23 protein-coding genes are annotated in these 19417 nt (G+C 67.8%); 9 read left to right on the top strand and 14 right to left on the bottom strand.

The features are described 5' to 3' along the window. Positions 1-143: 143 nt before the first annotated feature. Entirely contained in the window at positions 144-1577 is a 1434-nt protein-coding gene (locus MFF07_RS21725; RefSeq protein WP_238232894.1) for an NAD-dependent succinate-semialdehyde dehydrogenase, read from the bottom strand. Positions 1578-1652: 75 nt separating this feature from the next. Next, positions 1653-2441: a class II glutamine amidotransferase gene (locus MFF07_RS21730; RefSeq protein WP_147814059.1), complete on the bottom strand. Its 789-nt coding sequence runs from the start codon at positions 2439-2441 to the stop codon at positions 1653-1655. Between the two features lie 406 nt (positions 2442-2847). Here MFF07_RS21730 and MFF07_RS21735 point away from each other — a divergent pair, with 406 nt between their 5' ends. Further along, positions 2848-3243, top strand: a complete 396-nt coding sequence (locus MFF07_RS21735) for a response regulator (protein ID WP_147814057.1) — start codon at positions 2848-2850, stop codon at positions 3241-3243. Between the two features lie 344 nt (positions 3244-3587). Here the strand turns inward: MFF07_RS21735 and rpsU are convergent, their stop codons facing one another. From rpsU to MFF07_RS21760, 5 genes are all read right to left on the bottom strand, one after another. After that, positions 3588-3911 carry a 30S ribosomal protein S21 gene (gene rpsU, locus MFF07_RS21740; RefSeq protein ID WP_147079807.1) on the bottom strand — a complete coding sequence of 108 codons (324 nt, stop codon included), beginning with the start codon at positions 3909-3911 and terminating at the stop codon, positions 3588-3590. Positions 3912-4182: 271 nt separating this feature from the next. Continuing rightward, complete coding sequence (locus tag MFF07_RS21745) at positions 4183-4422, bottom strand: DUF2188 domain-containing protein (RefSeq protein WP_147814055.1); 240 nt, start codon at positions 4420-4422, stop codon at positions 4183-4185. A gap of 68 nt (positions 4423-4490) precedes the next feature. Further along, on the bottom strand, positions 4491-4748 hold the full coding sequence (locus MFF07_RS21750; protein WP_238232895.1) for a hypothetical protein: 258 nt from the start codon (positions 4746-4748) through the stop codon (positions 4491-4493). Positions 4749-5253: 505 nt separating this feature from the next. Beyond that, the gene (locus MFF07_RS21755) at positions 5254-5814 is read right to left on the bottom strand and encodes a glutathione peroxidase (RefSeq protein WP_238232896.1); all 561 of its coding nucleotides are present in this window, start codon (positions 5812-5814) and stop codon (positions 5254-5256) included. A gap of 85 nt (positions 5815-5899) precedes the next feature. Further along, positions 5900-6349 carry a response regulator gene (locus tag MFF07_RS21760; protein ID WP_238232897.1) on the bottom strand — a complete coding sequence of 150 codons (450 nt, stop codon included), beginning with the start codon at positions 6347-6349 and terminating at the stop codon, positions 5900-5902. A gap of 241 nt (positions 6350-6590) precedes the next feature. On the opposite strand from MFF07_RS21760, the gene argJ reads away from it, so the two are divergent. The 3 genes from argJ to MFF07_RS21775 are packed head-to-tail and all read left to right on the top strand — an operon-like array spanning position 6591 to position 8991. Next, positions 6591-7847: a bifunctional glutamate N-acetyltransferase/amino-acid acetyltransferase ArgJ gene (argJ, locus tag MFF07_RS21765; RefSeq protein ID WP_147814051.1), complete on the top strand. Its 1257-nt coding sequence runs from the start codon at positions 6591-6593 to the stop codon at positions 7845-7847. Continuing rightward, positions 7844-8572, top strand: a complete 729-nt coding sequence (locus tag MFF07_RS21770; RefSeq protein WP_147814049.1) for an SIMPL domain-containing protein — start codon at positions 7844-7846, stop codon at positions 8570-8572. The genes argJ and MFF07_RS21770 overlap by 4 nt, the downstream gene beginning before the upstream one ends. Positions 8573-8586: 14 nt before the next feature. After that, the gene (locus tag MFF07_RS21775; RefSeq protein ID WP_147814254.1) at positions 8587-8991 is read left to right on the top strand and encodes a (deoxy)nucleoside triphosphate pyrophosphohydrolase; all 405 of its coding nucleotides are present in this window, start codon (positions 8587-8589) and stop codon (positions 8989-8991) included. A 353-nt stretch (positions 8992-9344) separates the two neighbouring features. Here MFF07_RS21775 and MFF07_RS21780 read toward each other — a convergent pair whose 3' ends face one another. Both MFF07_RS21780 and MFF07_RS21785 read right to left on the bottom strand, forming a co-directional pair. Next, positions 9345-9710: a DUF427 domain-containing protein gene (locus MFF07_RS21780; protein ID WP_147814047.1), complete on the bottom strand. Its 366-nt coding sequence runs from the start codon at positions 9708-9710 to the stop codon at positions 9345-9347. Then, on the bottom strand, positions 9707-10609 hold the full coding sequence (locus tag MFF07_RS21785) for a methyltransferase domain-containing protein (RefSeq protein ID WP_147814252.1): 903 nt from the start codon (positions 10607-10609) through the stop codon (positions 9707-9709). The genes MFF07_RS21780 and MFF07_RS21785 overlap by 4 nt, the downstream gene beginning before the upstream one ends. 137 nt (positions 10610-10746) lie before the next feature. Between MFF07_RS21785 and MFF07_RS21790 the strand changes: the two genes are divergently transcribed. After that, on the top strand, positions 10747-10962 hold the full coding sequence (locus MFF07_RS21790) for a hypothetical protein (protein ID WP_147814045.1): 216 nt from the start codon (positions 10747-10749) through the stop codon (positions 10960-10962). Next, positions 10959-11717 carry a ComF family protein gene (locus MFF07_RS21795; RefSeq protein ID WP_147814043.1) on the top strand — a complete coding sequence of 253 codons (759 nt, stop codon included), beginning with the start codon at positions 10959-10961 and terminating at the stop codon, positions 11715-11717. The genes MFF07_RS21790 and MFF07_RS21795 overlap by 4 nt, the downstream gene beginning before the upstream one ends. 58 nt (positions 11718-11775) lie before the next feature. Here the strand turns inward: MFF07_RS21795 and MFF07_RS21800 are convergent, their stop codons facing one another. After that, positions 11776-13032 carry a nitrate/nitrite transporter gene (locus MFF07_RS21800; RefSeq protein ID WP_147814041.1) on the bottom strand — a complete coding sequence of 419 codons (1257 nt, stop codon included), beginning with the start codon at positions 13030-13032 and terminating at the stop codon, positions 11776-11778. 369 nt (positions 13033-13401) lie between these two features. Next, a complete protein-coding gene (locus tag MFF07_RS21805; RefSeq protein ID WP_147814039.1) occupies positions 13402-13941 on the bottom strand; it encodes a hypothetical protein in 540 nt (179 codons plus the stop codon). 114 nt (positions 13942-14055) lie between these two features. On the opposite strand from MFF07_RS21805, the gene MFF07_RS21810 reads away from it, so the two are divergent. Then, positions 14056-14988: a L,D-transpeptidase gene (locus MFF07_RS21810; RefSeq protein ID WP_147814037.1), complete on the top strand. Its 933-nt coding sequence runs from the start codon at positions 14056-14058 to the stop codon at positions 14986-14988. Positions 14989-15041: 53 nt separating this feature from the next. On the opposite strand, the gene MFF07_RS21815 is transcribed toward MFF07_RS21810, so the two are convergent. Next, entirely contained in the window at positions 15042-15422 is a 381-nt protein-coding gene (locus MFF07_RS21815) for a hypothetical protein (RefSeq protein WP_147814035.1), read from the bottom strand. 135 nt (positions 15423-15557) lie between these two features. Further along, entirely contained in the window at positions 15558-16607 is a 1050-nt protein-coding gene (locus MFF07_RS21820) for an alpha/beta hydrolase (RefSeq protein WP_238232898.1), read from the bottom strand. A gap of 208 nt (positions 16608-16815) precedes the next feature. On the opposite strand from MFF07_RS21820, the gene meaB reads away from it, so the two are divergent. Then, positions 16816-17805 (top strand): methylmalonyl Co-A mutase-associated GTPase MeaB, encoded by a 990-nt coding sequence (gene meaB / locus MFF07_RS21825; protein WP_147814031.1) that lies wholly within the window; start codon positions 16816-16818, stop codon positions 17803-17805. After that, positions 17802-18479, top strand: a complete 678-nt coding sequence (locus MFF07_RS21830) for a pyroglutamyl-peptidase I (protein ID WP_147814029.1) — start codon at positions 17802-17804, stop codon at positions 18477-18479. The genes meaB and MFF07_RS21830 overlap by 4 nt, the downstream gene beginning before the upstream one ends. On the opposite strand, the gene MFF07_RS21835 is transcribed toward MFF07_RS21830, so the two are convergent. Continuing rightward, positions 18448-18885: a hypothetical protein gene (locus MFF07_RS21835; protein ID WP_147814027.1), complete on the bottom strand. Its 438-nt coding sequence runs from the start codon at positions 18883-18885 to the stop codon at positions 18448-18450. The two genes, MFF07_RS21830 and MFF07_RS21835, sit on opposite strands and share 32 nt — an antisense overlap. Between the last annotated feature and the right edge of the window lie 532 nt (positions 18886-19417).

The raw sequence follows: 19417 nt of genomic DNA on the forward strand, positions 1-19417 counted from the left end.
AGTTCAGGAGTGATTCAAGTCGGTTTCGACATGTCGGAATTATAATGACGGATGTTGGCCCACGACCTTGCCGTAACCCGACCCGAGGAGCGGTGAGGCGGGATGCCGGCACGCCCCTTCAACGAGCATGTGCCGGCGTCCGTTCACGGGTTCGCCTGCGTGACGAACTTCGTGGTCAGATACGCCTCGATGGCCTCCGAGCCGCCTTCGCTGCCATAGCCAGAATCTCTGACGCCGCCGAAAGGCGTCTCCGGCAGGGCGATGCCGTGGTGGTTGATCGAGACCATGCCGGCCTCGATCCCCGCTGCAACCCGCGTCGCCCGGCTCGCGGAGCGGGTATAGGCGTAGGATGCGAGGCCGAAGGGTAGACGGTTGGCCTCCTGCAAGGCCTCGTCGTCGTCGGTGAATCGGTTGATCAGGGCCACCGGGCCGAAGGGCTCCTCGTTCATCGCGCGGGCTTCGTGGGGCACGTCGGTGAAGACGGTCGGCTCGAAGAAGTTGCCGCGATTGCCGATACGCTTGCCGCCGGTTCGGAGCCGCGCGCCCTTGGCCTCGGCATCGGCCGCGAGACCCTCGATCGCTTCCAGCCGCCGGCCGTGGATCAAGGGGCCCATGGTGGTGGCGTCGTCGAGGCCGTTGCCGACCCGGATCGCCTCCGCCGCCGCAAGGAAGCCCTCGACGAAGCGGTCGTAGACGCGGTCCTGGACGAGGAAGCGGGTCGGGGCGACGCAGACTTGGCCGGCATTGCGGAACTTATTGGTGCTGAGCACCTTCACGGCGGTCTCGACATCGGCATCGTCGAACACGATTGCCGGGGCGTGGCCGCCCAGCTCCATCGTCGCCCGCTTCATGTGCTGTCCGGCGAGCGCCGCGAGCTGCTTGCCGACCGGGACCGAGCCGGTGAACGAGATCTTTCGGATGATCGGATGCGGGATCAGGTAGCCCGAGATCGCGGCGGGGTCGCCGAAGACGAGCCCGAGCACGTCGCCCGGCACGCCGGCATCGAGGAAGGCGCGCACCAGCTCGCGGCAGCTCGCCGGGGTGTCCTCCGGCCCTTTGAGGATGACCGAGCAGCCGGTGCAGAGCGCCGCCGAGATCTTTCGGACGGCCTGGTTGATCGGGAAATTCCAGGGCGTGAAGGCCGCGACGGGCCCGATCGGCTCGCGCACCACGAATTGCAGCACGCCCTCGGCGCGCGCCGGGATCACGCGGCCATAGGCGCGGCGGCCTTCCTCGGCGAACCATTCCATGATGTCGGAGGCGACCGCTGTCTCGATGCGGGCTTCCGCCAGCGGCTTGCCCTGCTCGGCGCTCATCAACCGGGCGACGTCCTCGGCGCGCTCGCGGAGCAGGCCGGCGGCCTTGCGCAGGACCTTGCCGCGCTCGAAGGCCGAAACCTTGCGCCACGCCGCGAAGCCGCGATCCGCCGCCGCCAGCGCCTCGTCGAGATCGCCCTGGGTCGCGACGGCGACCTGCCCGACGGTCTCGCCGGTGGCGGGGTTCAGGTTCGCGAGCGTCGCGCGCTCACCGCCGTCGCGCCAGGAACCGGCGATGTGGAGCTGAACGGAATGGTCCATCCGGAAGAGCCTTATGCATCGGAAGACGATGCCCTCCAGATAGGAGAGGGCGAAGCCCCAGCCAATGCATGGGGCTCAGGCGGCGATCCGGCTGGCCTGCCCACCCTTCGAGATCACGGCCGGCCGGCCCCGCGTCACCTGAAGCGTTCCGCCCTTCGGCACGATCGTCCAGCCTTCGCGGCAGCCGTCGATCGGCTCGGACACCACGACGATGCCGGTCTCGGATTCGCGATAGTACAGGCTCGGCGGGCGGCCGTCGCAGGCCCAGCGGAAGGCGGTGAGGGTACGGCCGTTGGTGAGCAGAGCGGTGAAGCGCAGCGGCTCGGCGATCTTGGCCTCCTGCATCAGCTCGCGGACGGTGGCAAAGGTCGTCTCCATCGCGCCGATCGGATCGTCTGCCAGTCCGTTGGCGAGCGCCAACAGAAAGATCGCTTCGGAATCCGTGGTGCCGCGACGGCTGTCGTAGAATTCGTCCGGGATCAGCGCTTCGAGGCGGCGCTTGATGCGATGATAGCCGCCGATCTGGCCATTGTGCATGAACAGGTGACGGCCATGCGCGAAGGGGTGACAGTTCGACCGCGTCGTGGCCGTGCCCGTGGAAGCGCGGACATGCGCGAAGAAGGCGCGCGCCTTCACCTGCGAGCAGAGATTGACGAGGTTCTCGTCCGACCAGGCTGGGGAGATGTCGCGGTAGATGCCGGGCTCGCGGCGCTCGCCGTACCAGCCGACGCCGAAGCCGTCCCCGTTGGTCTCGGTCTTGGCTTCCGTCGCGTGGAGCGACTGATGGACGAGCGAGTGCGTCGGCGCGCAGACGAGCTCGTTGAGGAAGACCGGCTCACCGAGGTAGGCGAGGAAGCGGCACATGGCTGACGCAAACCCCCATTCCTGCGCGGGCCTGGATCCGCCCGCCGGAAATCTTGACTGGGACAACTGCAAGAACAACTGCAAGACGCGGGCCGCTGGCCGGAGCATCGTTGCGGAAGCCTTACACTCCGATCGATACGGTGAACGGACCGTTAACCACGATCGCCTCCCGCCGACGGCGCCCTCTTGTCAGGCACTGCGCTGCGAGCATGGCTGAACGTGGAAATGATCTCGCCTGTTGACCGGAGGCCACACGGCATTCGACGATAGGTGACAGATCGATTCGCCGAACGGCAGCGCCGAGCAGAGCAGTATCCGAGAGCCTCGGTGACGCTTTCGCTCGCGCGTGATGCTTCGACACCTTGCCTGCAGCATCGGCAGATCCGCGCGCTCAACAGGAGATCCCATGGCCCAGCACGACTCCGCCGATTGTCCGGTGGCCCTCGTCGTCGAGAACGACGACGCCGTCCGCAACCTCGCTTCCGCGGTTCTCGAAGAGACCGACCTCGACGTCATCGCCTGCACCAGCGCGGAGGCCGCGCTCTCGGTGCTGGAGCGACCGGACGTCAACGTGGCGCTTCTATTCGCGGATGTCGGCCTGCAGGGCGGGATGGACGGACTCGCGCTGGCGCGCACGGTGGAGAAGCGCTGGCCGGAGGTGCGCATGGTGGTGACGTCGGGCAGTGCCGGCGACCGCAACGTGTCCCTGCCGCGCCGCGCCGTGTTCATGCAGAAGCCCTGGCGGGCGTTCGACGTGCTGGTTCAGGCCGACCGGGCTACGATCGCCGCGAAGACCGCCTGATACCGTTTTTGGTTGATTCCCTCAGTTTCCACGCCCCTTCCCTGGACCTGTGGAGCGTCAGCGGAACCCGATCCGGGGCCCGGCACGACAAGGCGCGGAGCGTCGTTACGTCTGTGCCATTCGTATCGAGCCGCTGGCGCGGCCCTTGTCAGGCTGGATCCCGGATCACCTTCCGCTCCGCTGCAGGCGTCCGGGAAAGGGCCGTGGCAACGAACGGATCAACCGGAATGAACTAGCCACGCATCGCTTGCGCCGAACGAAAACAGGCCCGTACCGCCGAGCGGCCGGGCCTGAAATCTGATTTCACGAACAAGCCGGGCTGCGGGGCCCGGCCGGCCTTTGGATCAGGACGCGAGGTTCGTCGCAGGCGCTGCACCCGGCGCGCCGCCAGCCGACGGAGCGGCGGACGGGAAGCCACCGGGACGGCGCGGGCCGCCGGTACGGGGCTTCGGCTTCGGAGCGGCGATCAGGCCCTCGCGGATGGCGGTCTTGCGCGCCTGCTTGCGGGCGCGGCGGACGGCCTCGGCCTTCTCGCGGGCCTTGCGCACGGACGGCTTCTCATAAGCCTTGCGCTGCTTCATCTCACGGAAGATGCCTTCGCGCTGCATCTTCTTCTTGAGGACGCGGAGCGCTTGGTCGACGTTATTGTCGCGAACGAGTACCTGCAACTGACGTGATCCTTCGGGTTCTTATCTGTTCAATCTGCGGACCGCGACGGGTCGCCTTGCTCGACGGGCAAAACCGCCAAGCGCTCCAAGCCCCGGGGATCTTCCCGAGCGGAACGTCCTGACGGCAAGCGATTCGGCGCGGTGAATTCGCCTTGGCGGTCGCAATACACCAAGCGCTTGCGAGTTGGAAGCCGCCGCACGACGCTCACCGGGAACATCGCGCGGTTGTGGCTGGGCCGTCCGCATTGGGCTGGGCGTGGAGCCGTTCGGTCTAATCGTCGACCTTGGTCTCCGGCCTGTCGTCGCCGCTCGCCGTCTCGACATGCGAACGGCCCTGGCTGTCCTGATAGGCGATCGTCTCGGTCGAGCCCGGCCGACGCTGCTCCGCCGCCGCGATCCGGGCGGCGTCGAGCGCCTCGTCGTGGCTCGCGAAGGTCTCGGAGAAGGTGCCGCCGACCTTGTAGGCATAGCCGCCGTCATGCTCGATGACGTGGTAGGTGATCTCGCTCATGGTCGTCTCCCTGATCGCTCTGGGCGCGAACCGCATCGCGGACGAGGCGGTTCCACTGACGTCTCGATTCAGTGACGCGTGGGTGCCGGGCCGGGAAAGCGGGCGATGGCGGCCTCGCAACCCGCGATCAGCGATCCGCGCACGTCGTCCGGGTCGAAGCCCGGTCCGACCGGAAAGCCGATGACCTGGACCTTGTCGGTGCCTTCGCAGTGGATGCGGCCGACCCAGCCCTCGGGCGTCCGCTCGAACAGAACCTCGTAGCTGTTGCCGCCATGCTCGAAGCGATGCGGGTCCAATCGTTGCGGGTCCGATCCTTGTGAAGTCATGCCTCGTCTCCCCGCCGGCGCGCCGTCTGCGCGGCACCACGCCGGACTGTCGGCATATGGTATGCCGCCCTACCATCCTGCGAGATCCCGCCTGCGAGATCCCGAGGATGCGGAAAGCTGCAACATGCGCGCGCTAAGAACCGGACTGATCGTGATGGCAACGCTCGCCGCGAGCCCAGCCCTCGCCCAGGGCATGCCCGGCAGCACCGTAGGCCTGACCGCAACGGGACTGCCCTCGGATCCGTTCGCCTCGAACTATCCCTCCGAGCCGCCGCCGCAGATGCGGCCGGATCGATCCCGTGGTTTGGTCCGACGCCGCGCTCCCGCACACCGCGGGATCGCAGCACCCCGCTCCGCCGACCGCCTCCGACCGCCCGCGGACGTTCCAGGCGGACGGCCGCGCCGATGAGCGTGGCCGACTGGTTCTCGGCCTACGGCGTGCAGGTCATCCTGCTGGTGTCGGGGCTGATCCTCGGCCTGATCGCCGTGACGCGCTGATCCGACGTCAGGCCGAACCGAGCTCGGCGACGATGGCGCTGATGATGCGCGGGTCGCTCGGGTCCACCGGCGTCGGGAAGGACGCCCGAAGCGAACCGTCGCGGCCGACGAGATACTTGTGGAAGTTCCATTGCGGGGTCTGCCCCGGCTTCTCGGCGGCGGCCCAGCGGTAGAACGGATGCGCCGTCGGCCCTCGCACGTGTGTCTTGTCGACGACGGGGAAGGTCACGCCATGATTCTTGCGGGCCGAATCGGCGATGGCGGCGCCGTCCAGCGGCTCCTGGTTTCCGAAATCGGGGGAGGGTACAGCGATCACCGTCAATCCACGCTCGCCGAAGCGGGTCCAGAGGCCCTGCAGCCCGGTGAGCTGGCCAGCATAGCCGCAGGCCGTCGCGGTGTTGACGATGAGCAATGGCTTGACCGCGTAGTCGCCGAGCGGAAGCACACCACCGCCCGGCTTATCGAAGGAAAACCCGCGGGCATTCGCGCCGGGTTCTTCTGCGGCCCGCACGCTCGTGGCAGCCAGGGCACCGAGCAGGATCAGGCATTCGCGACGCAGCAGGGTCATGGCCGTCTCCGGGATCGTGTTCTCGGAGCGGATCATAGCGTCGCGCGGAGCAAAAGCGATTGGAGCCCGGCGCCGCAGGTGCGCGTCAGATCCGGGCCTGAAGCGCCTCGCGGACCGTGACGGCCAGCACACCGTCCTGGGCGCCCGGCGGGATCACCAGGGCATCCGGCACGCGGTCCGTGATGTCGGCATCTTCTCTGTCGTTCGCGAAGACGATGCCGAGGTTGGGCCGCAGGGCGCGGGCCTCGACGGCGAGGCGGGCACAGCGCAGGTCGCCGAGCAGCTCCGCGTCGGTCACGAGCACGTCCATCGGAAGACCGAGCGCCAGGATGGTGAGCGCATCGACGGCACAATCGACGGACGTCGCGCTGTAGCCGGCCCGACGGATTTCGGCACTGACTTCGTCACGCCAGTGTTTTCGACGGCCTGCTACGAGAACCTGAATTCCGTAACAGCCGCCCTGTACGTCGCACTCGTCCGAGCCCGATGCCGCGGGCCGGAAGTCTTCAGCGCGCTTCGAAGCCGAGCCATTCATCGGTCCGTCCCGTCGGTCTTTTCGTCCGGTCACCGGTTTTGGTTGCATTGCAATACGCTACGCCCCAGGGGCAGATTATTCAAGTTCCAGGCCCGTTCACCCGTCCCTTCTGCACGGCGTCGCGGGCGGATGCGGCGGCGCAGCAACAAGCCGCCGGGGCGGTTGACGCCCGCAGCGGACCCGGGGCAACACGTCGCGGTCGCGTTTGGTTTCAGCGGCCCGGAAACTGAGTGGAGAATCGATGGCTTCCGCAACGGCAACGCCCGTCTCGCCGCTGGCACCGAGCACCACCCCGGAGCTTCCCGCCATCGCCGGAATCCGCCTCGCCACGGCGCAGGCCGGCATCCGCTATGCCGGCCGCACCGACGTGCTCTGGGTCTCGCTCGATGCGGGCACCACGGTTGCCGGCGTGTTCACCCGCTCGCGCTGCCCGTCGGCAGCCGTCGACTGGTGCCGCGAGGCGCTCGCCGCCGGCAACGGTATGGCCCGCGCCCTCGTGGTGAATTCCGGCAACGCCAACGCCTTTACCGGTCTGAAAGGTCGCGAGGCCGTCTCGCTCACCGCCGACATCGCCGCGAAGGCCGCCCCCTGCGCGCGCGAGGCGGTGCTCATCGCCTCCACCGGCGTGATCGGCGAGCCCCTCGATGCCCGCAAGTTCGAGGGTGTGCTCGCGGATTGTGCGAGCCGCGCCGACGACGGCCCGCGCGCCTGGGAGGCGGCGGCTCGTGCCATCATGACCACCGACACGTTTCCGAAGCTCGCCACCCGCAAAGCCGAGATCGACGGCCGCACGGTGACGATCAACGGCATGGCCAAGGGCGCCGGCATGATCGCGCCCGACATGGCGACGATGCTGTCCTTCGTGTTCACCGACGCGGCGCTGCCGCAGGCCTTGCTGAGCGAGTTGCTGACGGCCGGGACCAACAAGAGCTTCAACTGCGTCACCATCGATGGCGACACCTCGACCTCGGATACGCTGCTGCTGTTCGCGACGGGCAAGGCCGGCAACGCCGCCATCGACCGCGCCGACGATCCGCGGCTCGCCGGTTTTCGCGCCGCCCTCGACGACCTGTTGATCGATCTGGCTCAGCTCGTCGCCCGGGACGGGGAGGGTGCCCGCAAGCTCGTGACCGTCGAGGTCGAGGGCGCGGAGAGCGACGCCTCGGCCCATCGCATCGCCATGTCGATCGCCAACTCTCCCTTGGTGAAGACGGCGATCGCCGGCGAAGACGCGAACTGGGGCCGCGTGGTCATGGCGGTGGGCAAGGCCGGCGAGCCGGCCGATCGCGACCTCCTGACGATCTCGTTCGGCGACGTGCGTGTCGCCCACCATGGCGCGCGTGATCCCGATTACAGCGAAGAGGCTGCGAGCGCCGTGATGCGCGCGCCGGAGATCACGCTGAAGGTCGAGATCGGCCTCGGACAGGGCAGGGCGCGGATCTGGACCTGCGACCTGACCAAGGAATACGTCGCCATCAACGGGGACTACCGCTCGTGAAGCCGTACGCCGTCGCCTTCACCGGTCTGCTCGGCCTCGCGCTCTGTGTGCCCGCCTTCGCTGGCGACGACGACACGGGCGGCCGGATCAGCGTGATCGGCCGGGCGCAGATCGAGACGCCGCCGGACTTCGCGGCGGTCGAGATCGGGGTGCAAGCGAAGGGCGCGACGCCCGCCGCCGCCCTCGACGCGGCGAGCAACGCGGCGCGCGGCATCATTGCGACCGCGAAGGAGATCGGCGTGCCGGAGGCCGATATCGGCACCTCCTCGGTGACGCTGCAGCCTGTGACCCGCCAGATCCGCGGGTCCGACGGTACGATGACGGAGAAAGCAGACGGCTATGCCGCCTCGAATAGCGTCGTCGTGCGCCTCGGCGATATGCCCAAGCTCGGCGAGCTGATGCGCAGGGCGCTCGATGCCGGCTCGAACCGCATCCACGGCGTCAGCTTCGGCTTGCGTAATCCGGCTTCCGTGCAATCCTCCGTGCAGGTCGCCGCGATGAAGGATGCGCGCGCACAAGCCGAGCGGCTTGCGGAGGCTGCCGGCGTGACGGTCGGTCCGGCCCTGTCGATCGTCTCGCCACCACGCACCGAAGCGTCGCGCCCGATGCCCTATGCAGCGATGGCGAAGTCGGCCGCGCCGCGCGGCCGGAACGCGGTTCCGGTCGAGGCCGGCACCATCGAGACCAGCGCCGAAGTCGAGGCGGTTTTCGCGATCAAGCCGTGACTGACCCGACGCCGATGCGCCTGCTCCTCGTCGTCGCGGTCGCCCTGGTCGACACCGATGGCCGCGTGCTGCTGGCGCAGCGCCCGCCCGGCAAGCAGCTCGCCGGCCTCTGGGAGTTTCCCGGCGGCAAGGTCGAGCCCGGCGAGCGGCCCGAGGAGACGCTGATCCGCGAACTCGCGGAAGAGCTCGGGATCACGGTCGAGGAGCCGTGCCTCGCCCCGCTGACCTTCGCGAGCCACGCCTATCCCGACTTCCACCTGCTGATGCCGCTCTACATCTGCCGCCGCTGGCAGGGCACGCCGCGATCGATGGAGGGGCAGGCGCTGAAGTGGGTTCGCCCCGGCGCGCTCCGGGAGATGCCGATGCCGCCGGCCGATGCGCCGCTCATCCCGTTTCTGGTCGACCTGCTCGGGCCCTGACGGCGCGTTGCGGCCCCTGGTCTCCACGGCCTCGGCCTCAACGTCGGCTGGGTATCGCTCCGGCGACCGTCCCATGAACAAGCACTGCCGGTCCTGGTCCGAGGTCGCGCAGAGCGTCGCGCCGAACGGCGTCCGCAAGCGCGAGATGGCAGGCACGGCGGTCAGCCTCGTCCAGGTTGTGAGCCCCGCAGGCGACGATACACAGCCACGGCTTCGATCAGTTCGTGCAGGTGCTCTCCGGCTCCGGCACGCGGGAGACCTGCAGCCCGATCATGCGGCCTGTCAGGCGACCCTCCGGAAAGCCCACCGGCACAAGTCCGGTTTCTGGGCGTACATCGACGACGTCTGAGCCCTCAGGCAGGCATCTCTTCGATCGCGTCGACCTTGTCCGGATAGAATGCGAGGTGGTCCTTGATCGCCGCGACGGCCGGGAAGGGCGCCTCGTAGCTCCAGACCGCCGCCGCCTTCGTCGTGCCGTCGATCGTGAGGTCGTAGTAGCTCGCATCGCCCTTGTAGGGGCAGTGCGTCGAGCGCGGGTTCTGGGCGAACAGCTCCCAGTTCGCGTCCCCGCGCGGGATGTAGAGGACGGCCGGATAGCTCGCCTCCTTCAACGCCAGCGCGTGCGTGCTGTCGGCAACGACGGTGCTGCCGACGACGACGCGCACGCGCTTCGGATGCGCGGTGATGGTGATCGGGTGGTCCGGGCCGGGCTGTCTCATCGCGGGTTTCCTTCTCGACCGCTCACCACATGCTCCGGGGTTCCCAGGGCATCGGCGAGACGGCTCTTGGCGCTGCCGGGTTTGAGCGGCTTCTGCTGACTCTCGTGCGGGGTCCAGCCGGACAGCCAGATCATTTCGAAGGTGGCGCGGAGCCGCCCGTCGTGGTCGGAAAAGCGCTCGGCATAGATCTCTGCCATGCGCAGCAGCGTCGCGCGGCGCAAGGGCGTGCGGCGGCGCTCGGTGAGCGCGTTGGTCAGGCCCATGGCGCGCAGATCCCGCGTCAGCGCGAAGGGATCGGCATAACGAACCGTCACACGCTCGGAATCGGTGACCGGCAGGCTGAAGCCGGCGCGCTGTAGGAGGCCGCCGAGATCGCGCACCTCCGCGAAGGGTGCCACGCGCGGGCTGATGCCGCCCTCCATCTCGCTTTCGGCGTGCTGAAAGGCCTGCCGCAGCTCCGTCAGCGTCGCCCCGCCGAGCAGGCAGCCTATGAAGAGGCCGTCAGGCTTGAGCGCGCGGCGCAGTTGCACCAGCGTGCCTGGCAGGTCGTTGACCGCATGCAGCGCCAGTAGCGACACCGCGAGATCGAATTCGGGGACGTTTCCGAAGGGCAGGGCTTCCGGATCGCCGACGAGGCAAAGCGGCTCGCCCGGTTCGGGTACGGGGGATAGGCGTACGACCGCGTCGGTGCGGCCACTTCCGCGCAGCCATCGCGTGGCTGCCGGGATCGGAGTGGCGAGGTCGAGTGCCAGGGGAAATCGGCGCAGCACTGTCCCGAGCCGCTCATCGACATCGTCGATCGCGCGCGCCATCAAGAAGTCGGCATAGCCATCGCGCCGCGCCCGGGAGAGGCGCTGCCGAAGCAGAGCTGGGTCGAACAGGGGCGTGGGCTGGTTCATCGTCCGCCGGAGATGGGGCAGCTCTTGCTTCGCCGCCAGGGTGAGCCGCATCATCCGGCCCCGCTCATGGATGCCCGAGACCGGAACCGAAACCGGCGGTCGCCGTTGCTGATCCGCCTCAGGGCCAGGAGAGTTCCATGAAACGCATTCTCACCGTCGCAACGCTCGCCCTCGCGGTCATCGGGCTCAGCGTCACGGCCGAAGCCAAGGGCTGCATCAAGGGCGCGATCGTCGGCGGCCTCGCCGGGCACGCCGCCGGACATGGCGTGATCGGCGCGGCCGGCGGCTGCATGGTCGGGCGTCACTACGCCAACAAGAAGGACAAGGCGCAGCAGCAGCAGCCCTCGCGCTGACCTTCGGTCTGCCTTCCGGCGGCCTTCGCGCGGCGCTCGGTGCCGCGCTCGGGCTGGTCTATCCACCGACCTGTATCGGATGCGGCTCGGCGACGGCCGAGCCGCATGCCCTTTGCCCAGCCTGCTGGTCGGGTCTGCGCCTGATCGAACGGCCGTTCTGCGAGCGGCTCGGCACGCCCTTCGCCGTCGACCTCGGTGTCGGGTCGCTTCTCAGCCCACGCGCCATCGCCGAGCCGCCGGTGTTCCAGCGCGCCCGTGCCGTCGCGCTGTACGACGGCACCGCGCGCGACCTCGTCCATCGCCTGAAATACGGGGACCGGCTCGATCTCGGCCGGGCCATGGCGCGGATGATGACATCCGCCGGAGCCGAGTTGATCGCCGAGGCCGACCTGTTGGTGCCGGTGCCGCTCCATGCCTTCCGGCTTTGGCGCCGCCGCTTCAATCAGGCTGCGCTCCTCGCTCGCAGCGTGGCGCGGATGTCCGGCATCCCCTGCGACACCCGCTCACTCGTCCGTGTGAAACGCACCCGGCCGCAGGTCGGGCTGACGCGTGCTCAGCGAGCCGAGAACCTGCAGGGCGCGTTCCGTGTGCCAGCGGCAGCAAAGCCCCGCCTCGCGGGGAGGCGCGTTTTGCTGATCGACGACGTCACGACCACCGGCGCCACCGGCAATGCCGCCTCGCGCGCCCTTCTGCGGGGCGGAGCCAGGCAGGTCGACCTTCTGACCTTCGCGACGGTCTCGGCGGGAACGGACTGACGCCCGAAACGAAAACGGGGGCCGCGAGGCCCCCGTCGATCGGTCGATGCTGTTCGGCTTACGCCGCCATCGGCTCCAGCCGTCCCGCGGCCTGGAGTTGCTCCGGGGTCGGGTCGATGACCTTGCCACGTGGGCCGACCCAGCTGCCGACCCACTTCTTCTGCCAAAGGAACAGGCAGCCGAGAACCACCGCCGCGAATACCGCGTAGATGACGAAGCCGGTCGCGAAGGCACCCGTGTACTGCTTCGAGATGCCCATCACGTTCGGAAGGATCGCGCCGCCGAGTGCTCCGATCTCGCCGATCATCGAGCCAGACACGGCGGTGTTGGTCGGGTAGCGCAGGGGCACGAGCTGGAACAGAGCGCCGTTTCCGGCTCCGAGCGCCGCGAAGCACAGCATGAACAGGATGGTCGTCACGGCAAGCGAAGGCGTCGAGGTCAGCGCCAGGAACGAGCCGATCGCGGCCAGCAGCACCACCGACAGCACCGCGATGCCGCCGATCCGATCGGCGAAATAGCCGCCGACGATACGGATGCCCGAACCCATGAAGGCCGCGAGCATGGTCAGGCGTCCGGCCTCCACCTTCGTCACGGCGAACTGCTCGTAGAAGAAGGTCGGCAGGAAGTTCGACAGGCCGATGAAGCCGCCGAAGGTGATGACGTAGATCAGCGAGAAGGCCCAGCCGTCCTTCGTGAACAGGCAGGAGATATGCTCCTTGAAGGACTGGTGTTCGGTGTCCGGCGGCTCCTTGGCGAGGATGATCATCACGATCAGCGGGATCACCATCACGACTCCGGCGAAGCCGTAGACGGCCTGCCAGCCATAGGCCTGGGCGAGCGGCGGCGCGAACAGCACGGCGAGCACGGTGCCCGAGTTGCCGGCGCCGGCGATGCCCATGGCGAGGCCCTTGTGCTCCGGCGGAAACCAGCCGGAACCGAGGGAGAGCGCGACGCCGAACGAGGCGCCGGCGATGCCGAGCAGCACGCCCATCGCCAGCACGTCGTTGTAGCTCGACACGAAGAAGAAGCCGTAGGCCATCGCCAGGATGATGATGCTCATCTCGGTGATCGCCGCGTTCTTACGGCCGATGTACTGAGCGAGCACGCCGAGGGGAAAGCGCATGATCGCGCCGGCCAGGATCGGCAGAGAGATCATGAAGCCGGTCTGGGCCGGCGAGAGCTTGTAGGTCTCGGTGATGAAAGGGCCCATGGCGCCGTTCAGAACCCAGATCGCGAAGCAGAAATCGAAATAGAGGAAGGCGGCGAACAGGGTCGGAGGGTGACCGGATTTCATCACGGTCTTGAAGCTGGCCATGGGCGTGCTCGTCTCTCGGCTGTCACGTGGACTCGGCCCGTCTCCGCGGAGAACGGGCTGCTCATGCGAAGTCCGGCCTCGTCGCCGTCCGCATGCGAGGCGCCGTTGCCCCGCGTGCCACCTCGCCAATGGAGGCGGCAGGCGGTTGCAAGGCAGCAACCGTGCCAAGTTATGCCGAGAGTAGGAGATGCTGCAGAAGGAGGGGACGGCCTACGACCAGTCGGGAGACCGCAACACCGATCGATCATCCACACGCACGAGGCCGGTCATCGAAAGCGCTGGACCGCCTCGGAAACGGGCATGTCCGATCCAAAGGCAGCCTACGCTTCAATTTTGTGCGAATGCCGCGCCGCGTGGCGAAATCGCTCTCTACGGACAGAGGTTGACCTTCTTCACCACCCACCCCTCGCCGGCCTGCCAGAGCTTGCGCCGCCCACGAAAGCAGGCCCGCTCCTGCTCGCCGGAGGTCCAGACCCCTGCCGGTTCCTTGGAGGCCGATTTGATCTCGGCGGCCTTGGCCTCGAGAGACTCGGTGTCGAGACGTGCGGATTTTGCAGGCGGCACTCCAGGTGCCTTCGCGGTGTGAACGGCTTTCGGTTGCAGGCGTCTGGCGGCCTCCGCCGGAGCCGCCGGAAGGCAGGCCACCCCGATCGCAAATACGACGAGCGAGCGGAGACGATGACGCGAAAAATCAGGCACGGGAGGCGTTCCCAGGTCGACGGTGTGACCATGATCCCATGTCGTCGGGACGCCTGTCTTTTCAATCACCTTCGCCTGTGAGTTGCTGTGTACATCCACACTTTCGCCATATGCTGGTAAAAGAGACACGCTGATGCGGCGGCTTTGACTGATTTTGCCGCATATCGGCCATCCGGCGAACGTATGGATAAAGCCCCGCTGTTGCAGCACTGAAACAGGCTTTCTTGCTATCAGACGGGTTGAGTTGACGACCGTCCCCGAACTGGGAATGGACGGCCCACGAGGTCCCGGTCGTCGCCGCAATCGATTTCGTCGAGCAATCCGATGTTCAAACCGACCCAGTCCTCGAACCGCCGCAAGCTTCTCATCGGCGCCGCGTCCAGCCTCGCTCTGATGGGCCTGGCCGGTCCGGGGCTCGCGCAGACGGCCGGCGGCTACGACGACGCCCGCCTCTACAAGGACCAGAACGGGCAGCTCTATCGCAAGCGCGCCGGGCAGTACGTTCCCTATGGTGGTCCTGTCGTGAACGGCCGGCCCGTGGAAGATCCGAGCGCCGCTCTCGACGCCGACGAATACGCCCGCCGCCGCGCGGAGCGCTACGGCGAGCCGCCGCCCCAGGGCGCGCCGGCCGTCGAGGCGCGGCCCGCGCCGAAGCAGGCCGGCTATCCGGTGCCGGAGCGGCCGGTCGACAACGGTCCGGTCGACTACGCCCGTGCCTACGGCCCCGTCGAGGGCGAGCCTTTCACGGTGCCGCCTATCCCCTACAAGAAGTTCAACCAGACCTTCCTGCGGGCCGAGGTGGATTACCGGACGAACGAGGCTCCCGGCACCATCGTCGTCGATCCGCGAGCCCACTTCCTCTACCTCGTCCTGCCGAACGGCCGGGCTCGGCGCTACGGCGTCGGCGTGGGCAAGCAGGGCTTTTCCTGGTCGGGCGCCGCAACCGTCAACTCGAAGCAGGCCTGGCCGGATTGGTATCCGCCGAAGGAGATGATCGAGCGCCGGCCGGACCTGAAGAGTCAGGTCTCGAAGCTTCAGAGCGGCGTCGGCGTCCCCGGCGGCTCCGGCAATCCGCTCGGCGCCCGTGCGATGTATCTCTGGCAGAACAACAAGGACACGCTGTTCCGCATCCACGGCACCACGGAGCCGCAATCGATCGGGAAGAGCGTGTCGTCCGGCTGCATCCGGATGATCAATCAGGACGCCATCGACCTGTTCAGCCGGGTCGAGGTCGGCGCCAAGGTCGTGGTGCTGTAGCTGAAACGCTTTCGGAAAAAGAAACGGCCCCCGATCCGGGGGCCGTTTTTCGTTCAGGCGTCGAGGTGGTCCGCATCGTCGGCGTCGTCGTCGAGCTCAACGAGGAAGACGATGTCGGCTTCGTCTTCGTCCTCGTCGTCTTCATCGTCTGCGTCGGCCTCGGGAGCCTTCGCGTCCGCATCCTGATGGTGGGCATCGTCCTCGAAGTCGCCGCTGCCGTCGTCCTCGGACAGGGCCTGCTCGAACTCGTCGGTCTCGTCCTCCGTCGAGGCGCGGATGATCAGTTCGGAAGTACCGTTCCAGAGCGGGGTGCCCGCGCTCTTCATCGTGCCGATGTCTTCCTTGAAACCATCGCAGGTGAACAGATCGCGCGCCGTCTCTTCGTCGGCATTGATGACAGCGATCGCTTTGCCATCGATCTCGAGAGTGAACATGCCCATAGCGCTCCGTATCGGGCGCCGGCCGCGCCCGCCGCGGGCAAACCACGCCTCCGGCCCTGAGTCACCCCCGAAATCGTCCTGCGCCGCCCCCGCGCCCGATCGATCCGCAGGCTGATGCGCGTCGGAGACTCAGGCGCCGCTGCCGCGCGAGATCGCGCGCTTGACCACGCCCTGCACCTCGGGATTGGACAGGAACAGGTCGTGGTTGATCAGGCCGCCGCCGTAATCGGATGCGTCCGCGACGCGAACGCCGAGGGCTTCCAGGCGGCCGCGGTCGGCGGCGCCCGCACGGGTTCCGCCGGCGAGCACGCCCGAGAGCTCGAGCGCCCGGTCGTTGGTCGAGGAAATCACCGTGATCTTGTGGACGTCCGGCCCCATCCGCTCGACCGCGTTGGTGAACAGGTCGATGTCGATGTCGGGGGCGGCGAGCACCACCGCGCCGATCCGCGCCATCGCCGCTTCGCCCGCCTCCGCCCGCAGCATCCGCAGGGTCTCGAGGGTCAGCAGCGTGCCCATGGAATGCGCGACGATGTTGATGCGGCCGCCCGAGGGCGAGGCGGCGAGCGCCTTCAGGAGATCCTCGAAGGCGTCGCGGGACCACATCGCGCTCTCGCGGTCGTAGCCGTAATCGAAGGTCGCCGCGGCCGAGGGCCAGGTGAACAGCGCCGACGCCCCGCGGAAGCGGATGCCGTCGGAGAGCATCGCGGCGCTGAGCGCCGAGGATTCGAAGCTCTCGCGGTAGCCGTGGACATAGATCAGCACGTCCCGGCCGAAGGCCGCCTGCGAGAAGGCCGTCGCCGCGTTGGCCCCCGTCTCGACCTGCGGAATCGACCGGATGCCCCAATCGCCGTTGACGACGGCCGAGACCTTGCCGACGAACGAGCGGTCGGGCGCGGAGATCCGCACCTCGGCGAAGCTCAGGCCCCGGCCGCGTTCGGACCCGAAATACGGAGACTTGGTACCGCCGTTCACCGCCTTGCGGGTTGTGGCGACGAGCAGCACCGGGCTGACGTCGAGGGCGGACTGGTCCCGCGGTGCCGTGCCGACCGTGCCGGTGGAAAGTCCGTCGGTGATGCAGCCCGAAAGGCCCGGCGTCACCGCCGCAGCTCCGAACAGGGCGGCGATCCGGACGACGGAGCGCCGTGTCGGCGCATCCGCCTCGGCTCTCGTCGGTCGCAAACTATGCCACCTCATCGTGCGATGTCCTCAATCGCCGGGCAGACGCGTGCGCGCCCAGCTTCTCGCAGATCATGTGCGGCACGATCTTGGCCATGACGAGGCAATCGACAGGGGATCCTGTGCGCGACGCCGTCTCCGTGCCCGAAGCGCCACATCCGACCGGCCTGCCCCCTCGACGAACGCCGTTGCGCCCTGCATGAAGAGCGCCATGGCGCCTACTCTTCCCGACATGGACAACATCCGCGAGCGGCTGCTCAAGGGAGACCGCGCGGCACTCGCCCGCGCCATCACCTTCGCAGAGTCCCGGCGGGCCGATCACCGCGCCGCGGTGCGCGACCTGATCGACGCTGTGCTGCCCGAGACCGGCAAGGCGATCCGGGTCGGCATCACCGGCGTGCCGGGTGTCGGCAAGTCGACGACGATCGACATGCTCGGCAGCCAGCTGACCAAGGCCGGCCACAAGGTGGCGGTGCTCGCGGTCGATCCGTCCTCGACCCGCACCGGCGGCTCGATCCTCGGCGACAAGACCCGGATGGCGCAGCTCGCGCAGGACCGGAACGCCTTCATCCGGCCCTCGCCCTCGTCCGGCACCCTCGGCGGTGTCGCCGCCAAGACCCGCGAGACCATGCTGCTCTGCGAGGCTGCGGGTTTCGACGTGATCCTGGTGGAGACGGTCGGCGTCGGCCAGTCCGAGACGGCGGTGGCCGATCTCACCGACTTTTTCCTGGTTCTGATGCTGCCCGGTGCCGGCGACGAGCTCCAGGGCATCAAGAAGGGTATTCTCGAACTCGCCGACATGATCGCGGTCAACAAGGCCGACGACGGCGAGAACGAAAAGCGGGCGAAGGTCGCCGCGCAGGATTACCGCGCGGCTTTGCACATCCTGACGCCGGCCTCGGCGACATGGTCGCCGCCGGTCGTCACGATCTCGGGGCTGCACGGAAAGGGGCTCGATGACCTCTGGTCGAAGATCGAGGATCACCGCCAGAAGCTCACCGCCACGGGCGAGATCTTCGAGCGGCGCAAGAAGCAGGACGTGAAGTGGATGTGGGCGCTGGTCCACGAGCGCCTGCACCAGAAGCTCACCAGCAGCGTCGATGTCCGCAAGGCGACCGCGGAGGCCGAGAAGTCGGTGGCGCGGGGCGAGCATTCGCCGGCGGCCGGTGCGCAGGCGATCTCGGACCTGATCGGTCTTTGAGGCCACCGCGCCTGCTCGTCACCGGGTTCGGGCCGTTTCCGGGTGTGCCGATCAATCCGAGTGCGACGCTGGCAAGGCGCATCGCCGCCTCACCGCGCCTGCGGCGCGTGATGGGGACGGCGCCGGAACTGTTGATCCTGACGACGTCCTACTCGGCGCTTTCCACCGAACTGGAGCCGGCTCTGGCCGAGCAACCCGACGCGGTGCTGATGATCGGCATCGCCCGGCGGGCCAGGTGCATCCGCATCGAGGGAAGGGCGGTCAATCGCGCGAGCCGGCTGTTCCCCGACGCTTCCGGGAAGGTCGCGCGCCAGCTCACCCTCGACCTGGACGGACCTCACGAGCGCAGAAGCGCAATTGCGGCGCAACTCCGCATCCCCTTGCGCCGCGTCGGTGCGATCGCATCGCGCGATGCCGGGCGATACCTCTGCAACGCGAGCTACTATCGCGTCCTGTCGGAAGGCTGCCCGGCGATCTTTTTACACATTCCGCCTCTTCCCGATCTGTCGCGCCGGTCGGGCTCTCATCGGATCCGGAGGCGACGTCCCCTCGATGCCTGGACCGACGCCATCGTGGAGTCGGCCCTGGTTCTGCTCGTCCGTGCACGCCGCGACGCGAGGCCGCGAAGAGGGGAGGGGGCTTTCATGCCGAGCGGCGGCGCAGCCCCGCGATGAAGTCGCGGTCGGTAAGCGCCGCGGCAACCAGGGCGAACAGCCCGATATGCAGGCCGGCTGCGGCGAGGCCGGCAGATTGAAGCTGCCACAGGCAGAGCGCCGCGCCGGCCATGACACCTGGCCCGACGACATAGACGACCTCGCGCCACAACGCCGCCGGCCGTGCCAGCCGCCAGTAGCCGAAACTGAACGCGATCCCGGCAAAGAGGCCCTTCAGGAGAGCCATGTAGCGAAGCAGGCGCGCGAGGTCGGGCTCGACCGTCGAAGACGCGGTGCCCGGCCCTAGAACAACGGCCAGCGCCAGCGCGGAGGCCGTGACGACGAGGAGAAGCCCTCGCGGGCCGATACGGCCGCGTTTGCCGGCCGCTATGGCGTCAGCCCGTGCGATCGAAACGGTGGATGCCATGGGAAACCTCCTGTCGCAGTGGAGTCTCGCTTTGTTCCGTATGCGTTGCAGGCAGAGTAGCGCAGGAGTCCGACCCGTTCGAGTGAGAGCCAAGGCCGGAGAGCGGGATCGGGTCGCCGACGAAATTTTCGCCGGCTCCGAACTTTTCCGGTTGACGTCTCCGGTCTGTCTCCGTATATCCCTGTTCATCGGCGCCGGCCGCGGAAGCAGCTCGGTGGCCTTCGCATCTTCTGAACAATCTGCGGGAAGTGTCCGGCGACTGTCGGGCGGCCTGCTTTTGGTTTTTTGGGTGTGAGCGTGTCGGTTTCGAGAGCCTCTGGTTTTTGGGTTGACACGATTTTGGCGGCGCATTAATCAGCGCCTCCGCTTTGGGTCTGGCTGGTTGATCTGGTTTTGATCTGGGGTTTATTTCGAGAGATCTTGAGCTTCGGCTTGCTTGGTCTTTTGTGTTCTTTGACAAGTTGGTTTGTGAGAAAGAGAAGCGTGGGCGGCTTGTGTGTCCTTGCGGGTTTGGCTGAGAGGCTGGACCGTG

The organism is Methylobacterium thuringiense (assembly GCF_022179645.1).
GTDB classification, from domain to species: domain Bacteria; phylum Pseudomonadota; class Alphaproteobacteria; order Rhizobiales; family Beijerinckiaceae; genus Methylobacterium; species Methylobacterium thuringiense.